The 17,107-nt window shown below is 72.1% G+C and carries 14 protein-coding genes; 6 read left to right on the plus strand and 8 right to left on the minus strand.

The window, feature by feature from the left end:
- Positions 1 to 451: 451 nt before the first annotated feature.
- From ABZ193_RS39625 to ABZ193_RS39645, 5 genes are all read right to left on the minus strand, one after another.
- A complete protein-coding gene (locus ABZ193_RS39625; protein ID WP_354713825.1) occupies positions 452 to 2,758 on the minus strand; it encodes an FdhF/YdeP family oxidoreductase in 2,307 nt (768 codons plus the stop codon).
- Between the two features lie 5 nt (positions 2,759 to 2,763).
- Positions 2,764 to 4,101, minus strand: a complete 1,338-nt coding sequence (locus tag ABZ193_RS39630) for an MFS transporter (RefSeq protein WP_354713846.1) — start codon at positions 4,099 to 4,101, stop codon at positions 2,764 to 2,766.
- Between the two features lie 61 nt (positions 4,102 to 4,162).
- The gene (locus ABZ193_RS39635; protein ID WP_020420772.1) at positions 4,163 to 4,600 is read right to left on the minus strand and encodes a MarR family transcriptional regulator; all 438 of its coding nucleotides are present in this window, start codon (positions 4,598 to 4,600) and stop codon (positions 4,163 to 4,165) included.
- Between the two features lie 40 nt (positions 4,601 to 4,640).
- A complete protein-coding gene (locus ABZ193_RS39640) occupies positions 4,641 to 5,618 on the minus strand; it encodes a hypothetical protein (protein WP_354713827.1) in 978 nt (325 codons plus the stop codon).
- A gap of 56 nt (positions 5,619 to 5,674) precedes the next feature.
- Positions 5,675 to 6,451, minus strand: a complete 777-nt coding sequence (locus ABZ193_RS39645; RefSeq protein WP_354713829.1) for a hypothetical protein — start codon at positions 6,449 to 6,451, stop codon at positions 5,675 to 5,677.
- A 146-nt stretch (positions 6,452 to 6,597) separates the two neighbouring features.
- On the opposite strand from ABZ193_RS39645, the gene ABZ193_RS39650 reads away from it, so the two are divergent.
- Entirely contained in the window at positions 6,598 to 9,222 is a 2,625-nt protein-coding gene (locus ABZ193_RS39650) for a valine--tRNA ligase (RefSeq protein ID WP_354713831.1), read from the plus strand.
- Positions 9,223 to 9,762: 540 nt separating this feature from the next.
- Here the strand turns inward: ABZ193_RS39650 and ABZ193_RS39655 are convergent.
- Both ABZ193_RS39655 and ABZ193_RS39660 read right to left on the minus strand, forming a co-directional pair.
- Positions 9,763 to 10,254: a DinB family protein gene (locus tag ABZ193_RS39655; protein WP_354713832.1), complete on the minus strand. Its 492-nt coding sequence runs from the start codon at positions 10,252 to 10,254 to the stop codon at positions 9,763 to 9,765.
- A gap of 9 nt (positions 10,255 to 10,263) precedes the next feature.
- Positions 10,264 to 11,553 carry a hypothetical protein gene (locus tag ABZ193_RS39660; RefSeq protein WP_354713834.1) on the minus strand — a complete coding sequence of 430 codons (1,290 nt, stop codon included), beginning with the start codon at positions 11,551 to 11,553 and terminating at the stop codon, positions 10,264 to 10,266.
- Between the two features lie 188 nt (positions 11,554 to 11,741).
- On the opposite strand from ABZ193_RS39660, the gene ABZ193_RS39665 reads away from it, so the two are divergent.
- Positions 11,742 to 12,188, plus strand: coding sequence for an ATP-binding protein (locus ABZ193_RS39665; RefSeq protein WP_020420779.1), 447 nt, complete (start codon positions 11,742 to 11,744; stop codon positions 12,186 to 12,188).
- Here the strand turns inward: ABZ193_RS39665 and ABZ193_RS39670 are convergent.
- The gene (locus ABZ193_RS39670; protein WP_354713836.1) at positions 12,177 to 13,043 is read right to left on the minus strand and encodes an SGNH/GDSL hydrolase family protein; all 867 of its coding nucleotides are present in this window, start codon (positions 13,041 to 13,043) and stop codon (positions 12,177 to 12,179) included. The genes ABZ193_RS39665 and ABZ193_RS39670 overlap by 12 nt on opposite strands.
- A gap of 88 nt (positions 13,044 to 13,131) precedes the next feature.
- Here ABZ193_RS39670 and ABZ193_RS39675 point away from each other — a divergent pair, with 88 nt between their 5' ends.
- The 4 genes from ABZ193_RS39675 to ABZ193_RS39690 form a co-directional block, all read left to right on the plus strand.
- Positions 13,132 to 13,848 (plus strand): GntR family transcriptional regulator, encoded by a 717-nt coding sequence (locus ABZ193_RS39675; protein ID WP_354713838.1) that lies wholly within the window; start codon positions 13,132 to 13,134, stop codon positions 13,846 to 13,848.
- On the plus strand, positions 13,845 to 14,840 hold the full coding sequence (locus tag ABZ193_RS39680) for an ADP-ribosylglycohydrolase family protein (protein ID WP_354713840.1): 996 nt from the start codon (positions 13,845 to 13,847) through the stop codon (positions 14,838 to 14,840). Before ABZ193_RS39675 ends, ABZ193_RS39680 begins: the two co-directional genes overlap by 4 nt.
- A gap of 1 nt (position 14,841) precedes the next feature.
- Positions 14,842 to 16,284, plus strand: a complete 1,443-nt coding sequence (locus tag ABZ193_RS39685; protein WP_354713842.1) for a cytosine permease — start codon at positions 14,842 to 14,844, stop codon at positions 16,282 to 16,284.
- On the plus strand, positions 16,281 to 17,107 hold an 827-nt coding region (locus tag ABZ193_RS39690), incomplete at its 3' end, for a PfkB family carbohydrate kinase (protein ID WP_354713844.1). The genes ABZ193_RS39685 and ABZ193_RS39690, both read left to right, overlap by 4 nt.

Consider the following 17,107-nt stretch of genomic DNA (forward strand, 5'->3'; position numbering starts at 1 on the left):
CATCGATCTTGACGTACAGTGCGGTCAGAAGGGTGTTCAGGTCGGTCCTCACAAACTGATCTTGAACACCCTTCACCCATCTCCACACACCACCCAGGGTTAGGACTTACTCATCTAGGACACCCGGCAACGCGGCGCCCCCGACGACGGCGCGATGCCAGCGGGCGGTGTCCAAGGTCGTGGCGCCAGGAAGTGGGCTACGGCCGTCGCAGCGCCCGCCGGGTGCGCCACTCCGCGTCCTCATTGAAGCGGAGCGATCGTCACCGAGTCCAGCGGGACAAGCGCGTTGGCATCCGCCAAGTAGGCCGACGCGCACCCGCGGGTTGTCGGGAGGCCGCCACCTGGCAGTGGGTGCTCGTCTCCCGGCCGAGCATGTGGCTGAGCGTGTCGAGTGGCCACGCGGCCTCGACCACCGCTCTGTTCGGCACTCGACCTGGTCGATCGACCCGGGTCAGGACGCGGGCTCCAGGCGGATCACGATCGCCTTCGAGACCGGTGTGTTGGACTTCTTCGCCACCGAGTCCAGCGGGACCAGCGCGTTGGCCTCCGGGAAGTAGGCCGCCGCGCAGCCGCGGGCCGTCGGGTACGCCACGACCCGGAAGTGCTCCGCCCGCCGCTCGCTGCCGTCCTCCCACTCGGACACCAGGTCGACCAGCCGGCCGTCGGCGAAGCCCAGCTCCGCCAGGTCGTCCGCGTTGACCAGCACCACCCGGCGCGCGTCCTCGATGCCGCGGTAGCGGTCGGACAGGCCGTAGATCGTGGTGTTGTACTGGTCGTGGCTGCGCAGCGTCTGCAGCAGCAGCCGGCCCGCGGGCACGCGCGGGAACTCCAGCTCGCTGGTCGTGAAGTTCGCCTTGCCCGTCGAGGTGCGGAACGACCGCGAGTCGCGCGGCGGGTGCGGCAGGACGAACCCGTCCGGCTGCCGCACCTTCGCGTTGTAGTCCTCGCAACCCGGCACGACCTGCGCGATCCGGTCGCGGATCAGGTCGTAGTTCCCCTCGAAGTCCCGCCACGGCACGGCGTGGCCGTCGCCGAACAGCTCGGTCGCGAGCCGGCAGATGATCGCCACCTCGGACAGCAGGTGCTCGCTCGCCGGCTTCAGCCGCCCGCGCGAGACGTGCACGCACGACATCGAGTCCTCGACCGTGACGAACTGCTCGCCCGCGGCCTGCGCATCCCGCTCGGTTCGGCCCAGCGTGGGCAGGATCAGCGCGGTCCGGCCGGGCACCACGTGCGACCGGTTCAGCTTCGTCGACACGTGCACGGTCAGCTCGCACGACCGCAGCGCGCGCTCGGTCAGCCCGGAATCCGGGGTGGCGGCGGCGAAGTTGCCGCCCATGCCGATGAACACCTTGCCGCGCCCGTCGCGCATCGCGCGGATCGAGTCCACGGTGTCGAGCCCGTGCTTGCGCGGCACCGGGATGCCGAACTCGTCCTCCAGCCTGCTCAGGAACGATTCGGGCATCTTCTCCCAGACACCCATCGTGCGGTCGCCCTGCACGTTGGAGTGCCCGCGCACCGGGCACAGGCCCGCGCCCGGCTTGCCGATCATGCCGCGCGCAAACGCCAGGTTGCTGATCTCCTGGATCGTCGCGACCGCGTGCCGGTGCTGCGTGACACCCATGGCCCAGCAGTAGACGGTGCGCTCGGACGCCGCGATCATCCGCGCCATCCGCTCGATCTGGGCGCGGTCCAGGCCGGTGGCCTCGTCGATCGCCGCCCAGTCGATCTCGCTCAGGTTCTTGGCCCAGTCGTCGAAGCCGTGCGTCGAGGACTCGACGAACTCGCGGTCCACGATCGTGCCCGGCGCGGCCTCCTCCCACGACAGCAGCAGGTGCCCGATCGCCTGGAACAACGCGAGGTCGCCGCCCAGCCGGATCTGCGCGAACTCGTCGGCCAGCGGCGTGCCCTTGCCGACGACGCCGCGCGGGTTCTGCGGGTTCTTGAACCGCATCAGCCCGGCTTCGGGCAGCGGGTTCACCGCGATCACCTTCGCGCCGCGGCCCTTGGCCTCTTCGAGCGCGGACAGCATGCGCGGGTGGTTGGTGCCCGGGTTCTGGCCGACGACGACGATCAGGTCGGCGTGGTGGATGTCGGCGAGGCTGACCGAGCCCTTGCCGATGCCGTAGGCCTCGGACAGCGCCGCGCCGGAGGACTCGTGGCACATGTTGCTGCAATCCGGCAGGTTGTTCGTGCCGAACGAGCGCACCAGCAGCTGGTACAGGAACGCGGCCTCGTTGCTGGTGCGGCCGGAGGTGTAGAAGATCGCCTCGTCCGGGCTGTCCAGCTCCTTGAGCTTGCCCGCGATCAGCCGGAACGCCTCGTCCCAGGCGATCGGCTCGTAGTGCGTGCCGCCCTCGCGCAGCACCACCGGCTCGGTGAGCCTGCCCTGCTGCCCGAGCCAGTAGTCGGTGCGGCCGTGCAGCTCCTCGACCGGGTGCTGGGCGAAGAACTCCCGCCCGACGCGCCGTTTCGTGGCCTCCTCGGCGACCGCCTTCGCGCCGTTCTCGCAGAACTCGGCGAGCTTGCGGTGCTCACCGTCCTCCGCGCGCGGTTCGGGCCAGGCGCAGCCGGGGCAGTCGAAGCCGTCGCGCTGGTTGAGCAGGCGGAGGGTCTTCACCGTGCGGCCGGCGCCCATCTGCTCGACACCGCGCAGGAGTGACACCGCCACTCCCGGGATGCCCGCCGCCCACTCCTTGGGCTTGTGCACTTCGAGGGCGGCTTCGTCGATGTCGGCGCGGGGAGCGTTGCGTGTCACGTCCCCTATCTTGCGTCAGCGCCCGCCTTCGCGCGAGTACCGAGTTTCCGGTCGGTCACCGTGACCGTGAACAGCACGGCGCCGATCACGATGAGCGCCGCGGCCAGTTCGTGCAGGCCGTGCGAGGTGGCGCGGTCGCCGAAGCACAGCGCGATCAGCGTCGACGACCCGATCGCGCCGAGGTACTGCGCCGTGCGGAACAGGCCGCTCGCGGTGCCCATCACCTCCGGCGGCACCTGGCCGTACAGGACGGTCTGGTTGGTCACGCTCGTCAGGCCCTGGCCCAGTCCGAACACCGCGGCGAGCACCACCAGCGCGCCGATCCACGTGCCGTCGTGCACGAACAGCAGCAGCACCGACCCGGCGAGCAGCGCCAGCGAGTTGACGACCAGCCGCCCCTTGAGCCGTGTCGGCTTGCCGGCCGACGCCGCGGCCAGCACGGCGGCCACCGACATCGGGGTCAGCAGCGCGCCCGCCGTCGATTCGGTGAGCCCGCGCGCGGATTCGAGCCACTGGACGTAGCCGAACATGATCGAGTAGACGATGAGGAACGCCAGCGCCTGGCGCAGGTAGGTGCGCAGGAGCGGGCGGTTGCCCGCCAGCATCCGCAGGTCGACGAACGGGCGCTCGGCGTGCAGCTCGACCCGGACGAACAGGGCGCCCAGCACCAGCGCGACGCCGAGCAGGTACAGGTCGGACACCGCGGGCGCCATCACGTAGAGCAGCACCGCGAGCAGGGTCGCGGAGAACAGGGCGATGCCGGCGACGTCGATCGGCTCGCGCCGGCCGGTGCGCGGCGGGTCCTTGGGCACCCAGGCGAGCGCGAGCACGAACGCGACCGCGGCGAGCGGGATGTTGACCGCGAAGATCGCCGGCCAGCCGGCCAGTCCGATCAGCGCGCCGCCCAGCGTCGGGCCGATGACCATGACGGTCTGCGACGACATCGCGAGGACCGACAGGATGCGGCTCGGCACGCCGCCGCCGGTGGCGTCGGCGCGTTTGCGCAGCACCGCCATCGCGGCGGGGAAGCCGGCGCAGGTGCCGATGCCGAGCACCACCCGGACCGCGACCAGCCAGCCCAGCGAGAACGCGAGCAGGCCGCCGACGCCTGCGGCGAACACGGTCACCGAGCCGGCCAGCAGCACACGCCGCGCACCGAACCGGTCGACGAACAGCCCGACGACGGGTTGCCCGACGGCCGTGGCCAGGTACAGCGAGGTGATCAGCCAGGCCGTTTCCCCCGGCCCGGCGCCGAACGCCTGACCGATGGGCACCAGCGCCACGGCGATCAGGGTGGAGTTGATCGGGTTGAGCACCGCGCTGGCCACCAGGGGCAGGACCATGCGCGGCGGGTAGGCGGTTCGCGTGAGCTGTGTCGTCCGCTGGGACGTGGTCACCACTTCCTCATCGCTGCGCCAGCTTCGCGAGCAGGGGCAGCGCTTCGTCGATCTTGCGGCGCTCCTCGGCGGTGAGGTCGTCGGTCAGGGCGCGCGCCAGCCACTCCTCGCGGTGCTGGTGCACGCCCCGCACGGTCTTCTCGCCCAGGTCCGACAGGGCGACGAGCACGCGGCGCCCGTCACGCGGGTCGCGGGTGCGGCTGAGGTAGCCCAGCTCGTCCAGCGCGCCCAGCGTGGCCGCCATGGACTGCTGCCGGACGTGCTCGGCCGCCGCGAGCTGCGCCTGGGTGGCCGGGCCGTCCCGGTGCAGCCGCGCGAGCACGGCCGACTGCGAGGGCGTCAGGACGCCCGCGTTGTCCACCTGGCGCAGCCGGCGGTGCAACTGCCCGACGACGGCGCGCACCGCACCGGCGAGGCGCGCCGCGTCGTTCGGCACCCGGGTCATATAGACAGTCTAGACTGTTGAGTCTGGGCTGTCGAAGTGGCTACTCGCAGCCGCCGGTGAACTCCGGCATCGGCTTGGTCACGTCGTACATCGCCGCCTCGTCGAAGCCCGAGGTGTCCTGCGTGACGGGACGGGGCTCGCTGTAGGCCGGTGCGAGGTAGCCCCGCTTCGACGGCTCGCAGGCCATCGAGTAGATGACCCCCTGGGTCATCGTCACCCACAGGCCGCGGTCGTTCTTCTGGAACGAGGCGCCCCGGGTCAGTTCGAAGTCCACCTCGTAGCGGAGGAACACGTCGATGTCGGCGGGGCTCAGAATCGGCGCGTAGGTGCCGGGGTCGAACGCGTAGGCGACCGAGTAGTCCGCGTGCAGGGCGAGCCTGTTCGCGTCGTCTCCCGGAGTGACGGTGATGGTGCCCGTGATCCGCGGGCCCGCCGGGAGCAGCCGGTAGCCGTCCTCGGCGAAGCTGACCACGGACCGGAAGTCGTCCGTCCGGTCGTTGATCGACTTGGCGAACTCCCGCCGGGCGTTCGGGGCCAGCAGGTTCAGCAGCAGCGATCCGTCGTGGCCCTCGATGGTGCGCCGGTCGAGCCTGCCGACCCGGATGACCTCCCGCACCTGGCCGACCGCCGCCGCGACCTCGCCGGCGGAGAACCCGCCGACCGGGCCGGGCGGGGGCGCCAGCAGCCCGTCCACCGACTCGCCCCAGGTTTCGGCCGGGGTGCCGTCGAACGGGCGCTCCAGGTTCACGCGCGCGATGTCCGGCAGCACGCTCGGCGCGGTCGGGCGCATCTCGGCCGGTGGGGGAGCGCTGCCGTCGTAGTGGGCGGACGTCGAGCGGCCCCACTGGACGAGCCCGAACACCGCCCCGGCCACGACGACCAGCGACACGCCGGTCCAGGCGAGCCGCTTGCCCGTCCGGCGCTCGCGGCGCAGGCCGGCCCGCGCCTGCTTCGCCGCGCGCCGCTGCCAGTCGGGGTCCCGCAGATCCGGGTGCTCCGCGATGTCGTAGTCGTCCACTTCGGACCTGCCTTCCGGTTCGATCTCGCCTTCTGATCGACACCGGGGGGCGAGCGTTACGGGGTGCAGGCGTCCTGAGACCGATCCGCAAACAACGGTGCGACGAGGCTCACCCGGGCGAACCGGCAGGCGCCGCCTTCGAGGTAGGTCTGGCCGCCCAGGAAATCGATCCCCGCGGTGGCGGCCTTGAACGGCGGCGACCTGCGCACCACGAAATCGAGCTGGAACGTGCGCAGCACGACCAGCTCGGCGGGGTCGAACACCGGCGCGCCCGCCGGGTCGAAGGCGTACGCGACGCGCAGGTCCACCCGCACGGTCAGCTCCGCCCGGCTGGCGCCCGGGCCCACCGACATGGTCCCGTCCGTCTTCGGGCCCGCGGGCAGCAGCCGGTAGCCGTCGGCGATCACGGCCAGGTACACCGGGAAGTTCTCCGTGCGCGCCAGCACGGCCGGCTCCGCGGTCTCGCGCGCCCTGGGGGACAGGAGGCCGAGGAACCGGTCGAACCGGCGCTGCTCGATCACCTCGCGATCGACGTTGAGCGCCGCGGTCAGCTGCCTGACCTGCTCGGCGGCCGCGGCGACCTCGGCGGCGGAGAAGTCGCCGACCGGCGTCGCGGCGGGCAGGCGCAGCCCGTCGATGCCGTCCGGCCACGCCGCCGCGGGCGTGGCGGCGAAGGGTGCGGCGAGGTCGACCGGCACCGCGACCGGCAACGCGGCAGGCAGGCCCGCGGCCCTGGCCGCGGACAGCACCGCCATCGGCCGGGTCGCGGGCGCCACCACCAGCGCCGCCACGCCGGCGAGGGCCAGTGTGGCCGCCGTCACCAGGGCCGTCATCAGCCGCCAGGGTGCCCGCTCCGCGGGGCCGGGGATGTGCTCGTAGCCGTCCACTTCGGACCCATCGCGCCCGGCCGGAGATCGTTACCGGCCCCGGAGGAGATGCGGATGCGGCGCTGATTAGCAGGTTCGTACACTTACCGGTTGTGACGGAGAACGCCCCTGACCAGCAGCCCGCCCTCCCGGCCGCGTGGAACCCGGCCGACGAAGAAGCCGCCCTCTACCAGCGGTGGGTAGACGCGGGCTACTTCACGGCCGACGCCGGGTCGGAGAAGCCTCCGTTCACCATCGTGCTGCCGCCGCCGAACGTCAACGGCAGCCTGCACATGGGGCACGCGCTCAACCACACCCTGATGGACGTGATGACGCGCCGCCGCCGGATGCAGGGCTACGAGGTCCTCTGGCTGCCGGGCATGGACCACGCCGGCATCGCGACCCAGAACGCGGTGGAGCGCGAGCTCGCCAAGTCCGGCCTCTCGCGCCACGACCTGGGCCGCGAGAAGTTCGTCGAGCGCGTCTGGGAGTGGAAGGCCGAGTACGGCGGCAAGATCCTCGGCCAGATGCGCCGCCTCGGCGACGGCGTCGACTGGTCGCGCGAGCGCTTCACCATGGACGAGGGCCTGTCCCGCGCCGTCCAGACCATGTTCAAGCGCCTCTACGACGAGGGCCTGATCTACCGCGCCGAGCGCATCATCAACTGGTGCCCACGCTGCATGACGGCGCTGTCGGACATCGAGGTCGACCACTCCGAGGACGAGGGCGAGCTCGTCTCCATCCGCTACGGCGACGGCGAGAACTCGATCGTCGTGGCCACCACCCGCGCCGAGACGATGCTGGGTGACACCGCGGTCGCCGTCCACCCGGACGACGAGCGGTACAAGCACCTGGTCGGCACCGAGGTCGAGCTGCCGCTGACCGGCCGCCGCATCCCGATCATCGCCGACGAGCACGTCGACCCCGAGTTCGGTACCGGCGCCGTCAAGGTCACCCCGGCGCACGACCCGAACGACTTCGAGATCGGCCGCCGCCACGACCTGCCGATGCCGACGATCATGGACGAGCGCGCCACGATCACCGTGCCCGGCCCGTTCCAGGGTCTCGATCGGTTCGAGGCGCGTCCGGCGATCGTCGCGGCGCTGCGCGAGCAGGGCCGGATCGTCGCGGAGAAGCGCCCGTACCTGCACGCCGTCGGGCACTGCTCGCGGTGCGACACGGTCGTCGAGCCGCGGCTGTCGCTGCAGTGGTGGGTCAAGGTCGAGCCGCTGGCCCGTGCGGCCGGTGACGCGGTCCGCGACGGCCGCACCAAGATCCACCCGCCGGAGCTGGAGAAGCGCTACTTCGACTGGGTCGACAACATGCACGACTGGACGATTTCGCGCCAGTTGTGGTGGGGCCACCGCATCCCGGTCTGGTACGGGCCGAACGGCGAGACGGTCTGCGTCGGGCCGGACGAGCAGCCGCCGTCCGGTGAGGGGTGGACGCAGGACCCGGACGTCCTGGACACCTGGTTCTCCTCGGGCCTGTGGCCGCTGTCCACGCTCGGCTGGCCGGAGAAGACGCCGGACCTGGCGAAGTTCTACCCGACCAGCGTCCTGTCCACCGGCTACGACATCCTGTTCTTCTGGGTCGCCCGGATGATGATGTTCGGCCTGCACGGCGTTGACGGCGTCCAGCCGTTCGACCACGTCTACCTGCACGGCCTGATCCGCGACCAGTACGGCAAGAAGATGTCGAAGTCGCGCGGCAACGGCATCGACCCGCTCGACTGGATGGACAGCTACGGCGCGGACGCCACCCGGTTCACCCTGGCCCGCGGCGCGAACCCCGGTTCGGACATGGCGGTGGCCGAGGAGTGGGCCGCCGGGTCGCGCAACTTCTGCACGAAGCTGTGGAACGCCACCAAGTTCGCGCTGATGAACGGCGCGACCGTGGCGACGCCGCTGCCGCCGGCCGCGGAGCTGACCGAGGCCGACCGCTGGATCCTCGGCCGCCTCGCCGCCACGGTGTCCGAAGTGGACGAACTGCTGGAGGACTTCCAGTTCGCCAAGGCCGTCGACCGGCTCTACCACTTCACCTGGGACGAGCTGTGCGACTGGTACCTGGAGCTGGCGAAGGTCCAGATCGCCGGTGATCGTGCCGACAGCACTCGCGCGGTGCTGGGGCACGTGTTCGACACCGTGCTGCGGCTGCTGCACCCGGTGATCCCGTTCATCACCGAGAAGCTGTGGCAGGCGCTCACCGGCGGCGAGTCGATCGTCATCGCCGACTGGCCGAAGGCGGACGCCTCCTACGCCGACGCGGCGGCCGACGCCCGCATCGCCGACGTGCAGAAGCTGATCACCGAGATCCGCCGGTTCCGGTCGGACCAGGGCCTCAAGCCCGGCCAGCGCGTCGCGGCGCGCGTCAACGGCGCGGGCTTCGCGGACGTGTCGGCGCACGAGGAAGCGGTGCGCGCACTGGCGAGGCTGACCGCCCCGGAGGACGGTTTCACGGCGTCCGCCTCGGTCGAGGTGAGCCTGTCGAGCGGGAACGTGCACGTCGAGCTGGACCTGTCCGGTGCGGTCGACGTGGCGGCCGAGCGCAAGCGGCTGGAGAAGGACCTGGCTGCGGCGCAGAAGGAGCTCAAGCAGACCGAGGGCAAGCTCGGCAACCAGGCGTTCCTGGACAAGGCGCCCGCCGACGTGGTCGAGAAGATCAAGGTGCGCCGGGACGCGGCGGCAGCCGACATCGAGCGGCTCACCGCGCGGCTGGCCTCGCTGCCCACGGCCTGATCACGCGGTCCGGGACGGGCTTCGCGCCCGTCCCGGCGCCGTTGTCGGCCCACGGAGCCGAGCTCGGGGCCACTTCCGCGAACGGACCGTCGAAACGCGAGCCGTGACGACGCCCGGTCGCGGGTTCGGTGGTGGCAGGGCGTGTCCAGCGGTGGCGGATTCCTGGGCTGGGGTGGCGTCCGGTCGTGGGTTCAGGTGATGCTGTCGAGGATTTCGGCGACCGGAGGGTGCGGTCCAGCGTGGGCAGGATGAAGGTGGAGTCCGGCACCGCAGCCCCGATCCAGGCGAGGTGGCGAACCGCCAACCCGGCGTCGAACTCCGCGGGAACCTGTCGCCGGATGGCCCGCACGTAGTCGGCCGCGCCCCACTCGGGGTGGCCGGTCGGGAGATCCGGCGTGGCGCAGCGGTGACCGTCAGCGGTGAGGATCGTGGTCAGCCTGCCCCAGCCCGCCGGGGACTGGGTGGCGCCGTGCGGGAAGACGAAATCCCGGCATGGCGGGACACTCACCGAGGCGCTGGTTCCCGCGCCGCGCGGAGTGGTCAGCGGCCCACCGAGCCGTCGATCTGTTCACGCAGGATGTCGGCGTGCCCGGCGTGCCGCGCGGTCTCCTCGATCATGTGCACGAGCACCCAGCGCATCGACGGCGGGTCGGTCTCCCGCAGCGATCGCGCGCCAGGGCGGTCCAGATCCGGGCAGGCCGCGATGATCGCGTTGCAGCGGTCGACCATGGCGCGGTACTCGGCGAACAGCGTTTCGGCGGTGTCCGCCGGGCCGGGGAACGCCTCGTCGTCCCACAGCTCGACCTCTTCGCCCGCGTACGCCCACACGAACCAGTTGTGCTCGACCGCGATCAGGTGCTTCACGAGCCGCAGCAGGCTCGTGCCGGACGGGACGCCCGCGGTGCGCGCGGCCTCGTCCGGCACGCCGTGCGCCTTCCCGATGATCGCTTCCCGCAGGTAATCGAGGAAGGCCACGAGCGTTGTCTTCTCGTCCGCGTTCAGGCTGGGCGGTCGTAGATCACCCCGAGTCATCGGCTCACTCTAGGCGGGCGGGTAGACGAGGATGCTCTCGCCGCCGTCGGTGGCCGTTCCCAGGTACGCCGAGCCGGCCGCGACGCCGTCCGGGACCTTGGTGCCGTCGGGCAGCGGAGTCGCCGTGCCGGTGCTCAGGGACACGCTGACCGGCGTGTCGTCGCTGCCCGCCGTGCCGTAGGCGGTGTCCCCGCCGACCGCCGTCAGCTCGATCGCACGCCGGTCCGGGGTCTCCGCGAAGCACTGGCCCTGCCCGGTCGACAGGTCGAACGCGACGTAGCCGGCGAGCAGGTGATGATCGGACACCACCGGTTCGAGACCGGACGGACCGTGTGCGGTGCCGCCGTCGAGGTCGCACTTCACGGAGCCGCGGACCTGTCCGGTCGCGCCGTCGTGCAGTGCCCACAACCACTCCGTGGGGTCCTCGGTCGGCCAGCCGGCGAGGACCGACTGCCCGTCGGGGGAACCGACCACCTCGACGTTGCGGAAGCCCTCGTTCGAGCTCGCGCCGGCCGGCTTGACGTCGTCGCTGATCCACGCACCCGGCACCCAGAACGACTGGAAGCCCTGCACCAGCGGCCCGCTCGCGGTCGCCGCGACCACGGCCATCCCGTCGGTGCACGACCCGATGGCGTGCGGGCACTCCTTCGGCGGGCGCAGCCCGGCGTCGTCCTCCGGGTAGCTGGTCATGCTGCCGTCCGCGACGCGCACCACGGTCACCGTGTCCCAGTGCTCCAGGAACACGCGGCCGTCGGTCTGCGCCCAGTAGTCGCCGGACGTGACGGGCAGGCTGACCTCCCGCTCCGGCGTGACGGCCGTGCCCGACGAGTCCGTGCCGTACACGTAGAGGTGCGTGCTCCGCGCGGGCTTGTCGACGCCGTTGTCCGCGCCCGTGCCGGTGGTGGCCAGCACCGCGTACTCGCGGCCGCCGTCACTGGTCACGAACACGGTGGAGTCGAGGTCGCCCTCGGGCTCCGGCACCGGCAGGCTGCGCCACCGGACCGCCCCGGTGACGGCGTCGTGCGCGACCACGTGCACCCCGTCCGGACCGCTCGCCCGCACCAGCAACAGGCGGGCTTCCGGCGCGCCGGTCGGGCGCGCGAACTCGACGTCCTGCTCGGCGCTGATCGACCAGCCGCGGGCGGCGTCGAACTCGGCGGGAAGCGGTTCCCGCGGCGCGGACGGCGCGGCGCTGCTGGACACGGGCGGCGCGGCTGGGCGCCCGCCGTCGGAACCACAGCCGGCGAGCACCACGACCGCGCAAGCCGCCGCCAGAACACCCGTCACCCTGTACGACACGTCACCACTCCCAGTTGATCATCGAACCGGAGCTGTGACGGGGGTGCGGCGCGAACGGTTCCGCCACCGGTCGGCGTTGGAAACGGCAAATCAGTGCAATTGCCAGGGAAGGGCACAAGGACCCTTCAGCGGTTCACTCGGAGGTGTGAAGATGGACGGACCTGTAGGTGCTCGAGTGGGGAAGACCGATGGACAGGACTCCCAGGCCGTCGGGGTGCACCGAGACCAGCCTGCACTGCCGCTGGCCCGCTTCGCCCCGTGACATCACGGCGCTGCGGTACGAGCTCGTGCGCTGGGCGCAGGACCTCGACCTCCCGGGTCACCTCGCGCACGCGATCGGTCTCGCCGGCTACGAGGCGCTGACGAACTCGGTGACCCACGCCTATCCGGAGGGCACGGACGGCCCGGTCGAACTGCACGCGAGCCGGGACCACGACCTGATCGCCGTCACCGTCATCGATCGCGGCCGCTGGAAGACACCGCCGCCGGGCCGCTCGATGTCCGACGGCCGCGGGCTCCGGCTCATCCGCGGGCTGGCCGGGCACGTCGAGGTCATGGCGACCGACGAGGGCACCACGGTGTCGATGACCTGGCAGCTGCCGAACCACCTCGGGTTCGCGCGGTCAATCGCGTAGGTGCGCGTACGTCACCGCGGCGACGCCCTGCATGCCGATGAAGAACGGGTGGTAGTTCGCGGCCCACGGCTTGAGGTCCTTGCCGTTGATCCACGCCTGCCCCGGCGGGGCGCACGCGTCGTGGCCCAGTGACGGTCCGAAGGTGTCCACATAGGACGAATCACCGTCGTCGGCGACCGCCTTCGCCAGCGCCGCGTTGAGTTCTTCCTCCACGCTGTTGAGCCACGGGTAGTCGCCGTCGGCGAAGGGCAGCACGTCCGGGCAGGTGCCCGACGGCGGCGCGATGCGCGGGTAGCCGATCACCAGCACCTCGGCCTCCGGCGCGCGGTCGTGGATCTCGCCCAGCACGGCGGTGACGTTCGCCTGCGTCTGTGGCAGCCGCGCCTTGATCGTGTCGACGCCGTCGACGGTGAAGTGGCGCTCGCAAGGGTTGCCGGTGGGATCGGAGGCGCGCAGGCCCGGGCAGGTGCCGATGATCGTGCCGAAGACGCCGTAGTCGTTGCCGCCGATGCCGAGCGTGACCAGGTCGGTGTCCGGGCGCAGGGCGTCCAGCTGCGGCGGGTTCGGGCCGAGGATCACCTCCTGCGGGGCGACCATGTCGTGGGTGTCCGCGCCGCTGCACGAGACGTCGGTGAAGGAGCCGACCCGCAAGGTGATCGCCAGCAGCGACGGGTAGTTCCCGGTCGAGCGGAGGCAGCCGACAGGGTCGAGGCGCTGCAGCGGGATCAGCGGGCCCGCCGTGTAGGAGTCGCCGAGCGCGACGTAGTGCCGGTAGCGGGGTTGGGCGGAGGCGGTGAGCGTCGAGGCGAGCAACGTGCAGGCGGCGACCAGGAGGACGAACATGCTGCGGCGCATGGGTAGTTCATAGCTCCGCGCGGGTCAGCCTGCCGCCGCCATTCGGGTGGGCTCGCCTTCCGTCACCTGTCCGGGGTAATGTACAGGTATGGACAGGACTGAACAGGTCGGCTTTTCCAAGCGGCACCGCCTGGTCTCCGATCTCGCCGAGCAGATCCGGTCGGGCCGGCTGGCGCGCGGCGAGCGGCTGCCCGGGGAGCACCAGCTGGCGCAGCGGTACCAGGTGAGCCGGGGCACGGTCCGCAGCGCCCTGTCCGAACTGCAGCGGCGCGAACTGATCGCGACGGAGAGCGGCGTCGGTTCGTTCGTCACCTTCGACGGCGTCGAGCTGGACCAGACCGTCGGCTGGGCCACCGCGCTCGCCCGGTCCGGGTTCGAGATCACCACCGACCTGCTGGCGATCGAGCACGTGCGCGACGACGCACTCGCCGAGCGCTTCGGGGTCGAGTCGTTCGTCTCGATCCGCCGGTTGCGCCGCGACCAGGCCGCCGGTCCGGTGTCGCTGGAGGTCGCGCTCGTCCCGGGCACCGGCGCGCTCGCCGGGCTGCCGGAGCGGGGCCTGGTGCGCGGTTCGCTGACCGCGACGCTCGCCGACGCCGGCCTGCGCGCGGAAGGCGGTGATCAGTGGATCGGCACCGAGGCGCTGACTCCGGAGACCGCGGCGCTGCTGGAGCGTCCGGCAGGCACGCTGTTCCTCCGCGCGGTCCGCACGAGCACCGACGCGGCGGGCGGTCTCGTCGAGCACGTCGTCAGCCTCCTGGACCCGGCGCGGTTCCAGTTCCACCTCACGTTCGGCCGCCGGTGAGCGCGCGGGACCGGGCGCTCGGCGCGTTCGCCGGGCTCGCCCTCGGTGACGCGCTGGGCATGCCGACGCAGTCGATGTCGCGTGCCGAGATCACCCGACGCTACGGGCGGATCGACACGCTCGTGGACGCAGTCGCCGACCAGCCGATCGCACCCGGCATGCCGGCCGGGTCCATCACCGACGACACCGAACAGGCACTGCTGCTGGCGCGGCTGCTCATCGACGGCGACGGCCGGATCGACCCGCTTGCGTTCGCCCGCGCCCTGCTGGACTGGGAAGCCGACATGATCCGGCGCGGCTCGGCCGACCTGCTCGGCCCGTCCACGAAGCGTGCGCTGGACCTGCTCCAGTCGGGCGCGGACCCGGCCGAGGCCGGGCGCGGGGGCAGCACGAACGGCGCCGCCATGCGCATCACGCCGGTGGCGATCGCGACTCCGCCGGAGCTGGACTGCCTGCTCGACGCCGTCACCGAAGCCAGCCTCGTCACGCACAACTCGAGCCTCGGCATCGCCGGTGCCGCGGCCGTCGCGGCGGCCGTGTCCGCGGGCGTGGACGGCGCGTCCCTGCCCGAAGCGCTCGACCACGCCGAAGCGGCGGCCGCCGCCGGTGCCGGCCGCGGCGCCTGGAGCGCGGGCGGCGACATCGCGGCCCGCATCCGCTGGGCCCGCGGCTGGGTGTCCGGAATGGACTCGGCGACCCTCGCCGACGCCGTCTACCAGGTGATCGGCACCTCGGTCGCGGCGCAGGAATCGGTGGTCGCGGCGATCGCGCTGGCGCAGGCGCTGGGCGACCGGCCCGCCGACGCCCTCACCCTCGCCGCCGGCTTGGGCGGCGACACCGACACCGTCGCCGCGATGTGCGGCGCGATCCTCGGCGCGCAGCACGGCTTCGCTGGACTGCCCGCCGGACCGGTCGGCACCGTTCTCACGGTCAACCGGCTGGACCTCGGCCCCGTCGTCGACGGGCTGCTGGAACTTCGTGGAAGGAAGTGACATGGCGACTGACACCGCTGTCGAGTCCCGCGCGGGTGCACTGGAGACCCGCGGCATCGAACCGGTCCCCGAGGCCGAACGCACCGGCAGGCCGGGGCAGCTGTTCTGGGTGTGGTTCGCCGCGAACATCTCCATCCTCGGTCTGCCGCTCGGCGCGACGCTGGTCGCGATCCAGGGGCTGACGTTCTGGCAGGCCGCGATCGTCGCGGTGATCGGGTCGGTCGGCTCGTTCGCGATCGTCGGCGCGGTGTCCATCGCCGGGCGGCGCGGGGGAGCGCCGGGCCTGACGTTGTCCCGCGCGGTGTTCGGCGTCCACGGCAACGCCGGGCCGACCGTGGTGTCGCTGCTGTCGCGGCTGGGCTGGGAGACGGTCAACACCACGACCGCCGCGTTCGCCCTGTTGTCGTTGTGCGCCATCGTGTTCGGCACCGCCTCGGACGCGAAGGCCGCGCCGGTGCTGACCATCGTGTGCATCGCGGTGTTCGTGGTATGCACCGTGATTGTGTCCGGGCTCGGACACGCGGTGCTGGTCGCCGTGCAGCGCTGGGCGACGTGGATCTTCGGCGCGCTCAACATCGTCGTCGCGGTGAACCTGGTCGCGACCATCGACTGGAGCGCGGTCGGGGCCGCCGAGCCGGCGTCGGTGGGCGCGATGATCGCCGGGGTCGGGACGATCGCGGCGGGCACCGGCATCGGCTGGGCGAACGCCTCCGCCGACATGTCCCGCTACCAGTCGCCCGCGGTGCGGAACGGGTCGCTCGTGCTGTCCGCCGCCGCGGGCGCGGGGATCCCGCTGGTGCTCCTGATCGGCCTGGGCAGCCTGCTTTCCGCGGGCGACCCCACACTCGCGCAGGCGGACGACCCGGTCGCCGCGATCCGGTCGATGCTGCCCGCGTGGATGGCGATCCCGTACCTGCTGGCCGCGTTCGGCGGGCTTCTGCTGTCCAACCACCTGTCGGTGTACTCCGCGGGGCTGACGACGCTGACCCTGGGCATCCGGATCAAGCGGGTGTACGCGGTGGTGGTCGACGTGATCGTCACCTTCGCCGGAGCCGCGTACTTCATGCTCGTCGCGGACAACTTCTACGGGCCGTTCATCGCGTTCATCAGCCTGCTCGCGGTGCCGATCACCGCGTGGGTCGGCGTGTTCGGCGTGGACATGCTGCGCCGCAGGCACTACGACCCGGCCGGGCTGATGGACCTGCGCCGCACCAGCGTGTACTGGTACCGGGCCGGGATCGAGCCGCGCGCGCTGCTGGCCTGGGCCGCGGGCATCGTCACCGGGTACCTGTTCACCACCGCGGGCACCGGCGAGGACGTGTGGTTCACCGGGCCGTTCGCGAACACCTGGCCGGGGCAGAACGGGCTGGGCTGGCTGATCACGCTCGTCGTGGCCGGCGGCCTGTACGGGCTGCTCGGCGGCGCGCGGACGGCGTCGAAGTGAGCAGGCTCGTCCACACCGGCCAGGTGATCGTCGACCTGGTGCTGCGGGTGCCGGACCTGCCGCGGCGCGGCGGTGACGTGCTCGCGGACGGGATGGATCTGACTCCCGGTGGCGGGTTCAACGTGATGGCCGCGGCGGCCCGCTCCGGCGCCGAGGTGGTCTACGCCGGCGCGCACGGCACGGGCCGGTTCGGGGACGCGGTCCGGGCGGCGCTGGCGGCGGAGGGAATCGCGGTGGCGCAGGCTCCGCTGTCCGATGTGGACACCGGGGTGTGCGTGGTGCTGGTCGATGCCGGTGGTGAGCGGACGTTCGTGACCGGGACCGGCGCCGAGGGGATGCTGGCGCCGGGCCGGCTGGACGACGTGCCGGTGGCGGCGGACGACCTGGTGTACGTCAGCGGGTACTCGCTGGCGCACGCGCCGAACCGCGCGGCGCTGGCGGCGTGGCTGCCGACCGTGCCGGCGCGGGTGCTGCTCGACCCCGGCCCGCTCGCCGCCGACCTGCCGCTCGACCTCGTGCTGCCGCACGTGGACATCCTGAGCTGCAACGCCGCGGAGGCCCGCGCACTGTCCGGAAAGGACTCGCTGACGGAGGCCGCGTCGTCGCTCGGCGGAACGGTCGTCGTCCGCGACGGCCCAGCCGGTTGCCTGCTGTCCGTGGACGGCGACGTGCGGACGATCGCGGGTTTCCCGGTGGAGCCCGTGGACACCAACGGCGCTGGGGACGCGCATTGCGGCGTGCTCGCTGCGGAGCTGCTCGCAGGCGCGGATCTGGCCGCGGCGGCGCACCGGGCGAACGCAGCCGCCGCGATGGCCGTGCTCCG

The organism is Amycolatopsis sp. NPDC006125 (genome assembly GCF_040614195.1).
In the GTDB taxonomy this organism is placed as follows: domain Bacteria; phylum Actinomycetota; class Actinomycetes; order Mycobacteriales; family Pseudonocardiaceae; genus Amycolatopsis_E; species Amycolatopsis_E tucumanensis.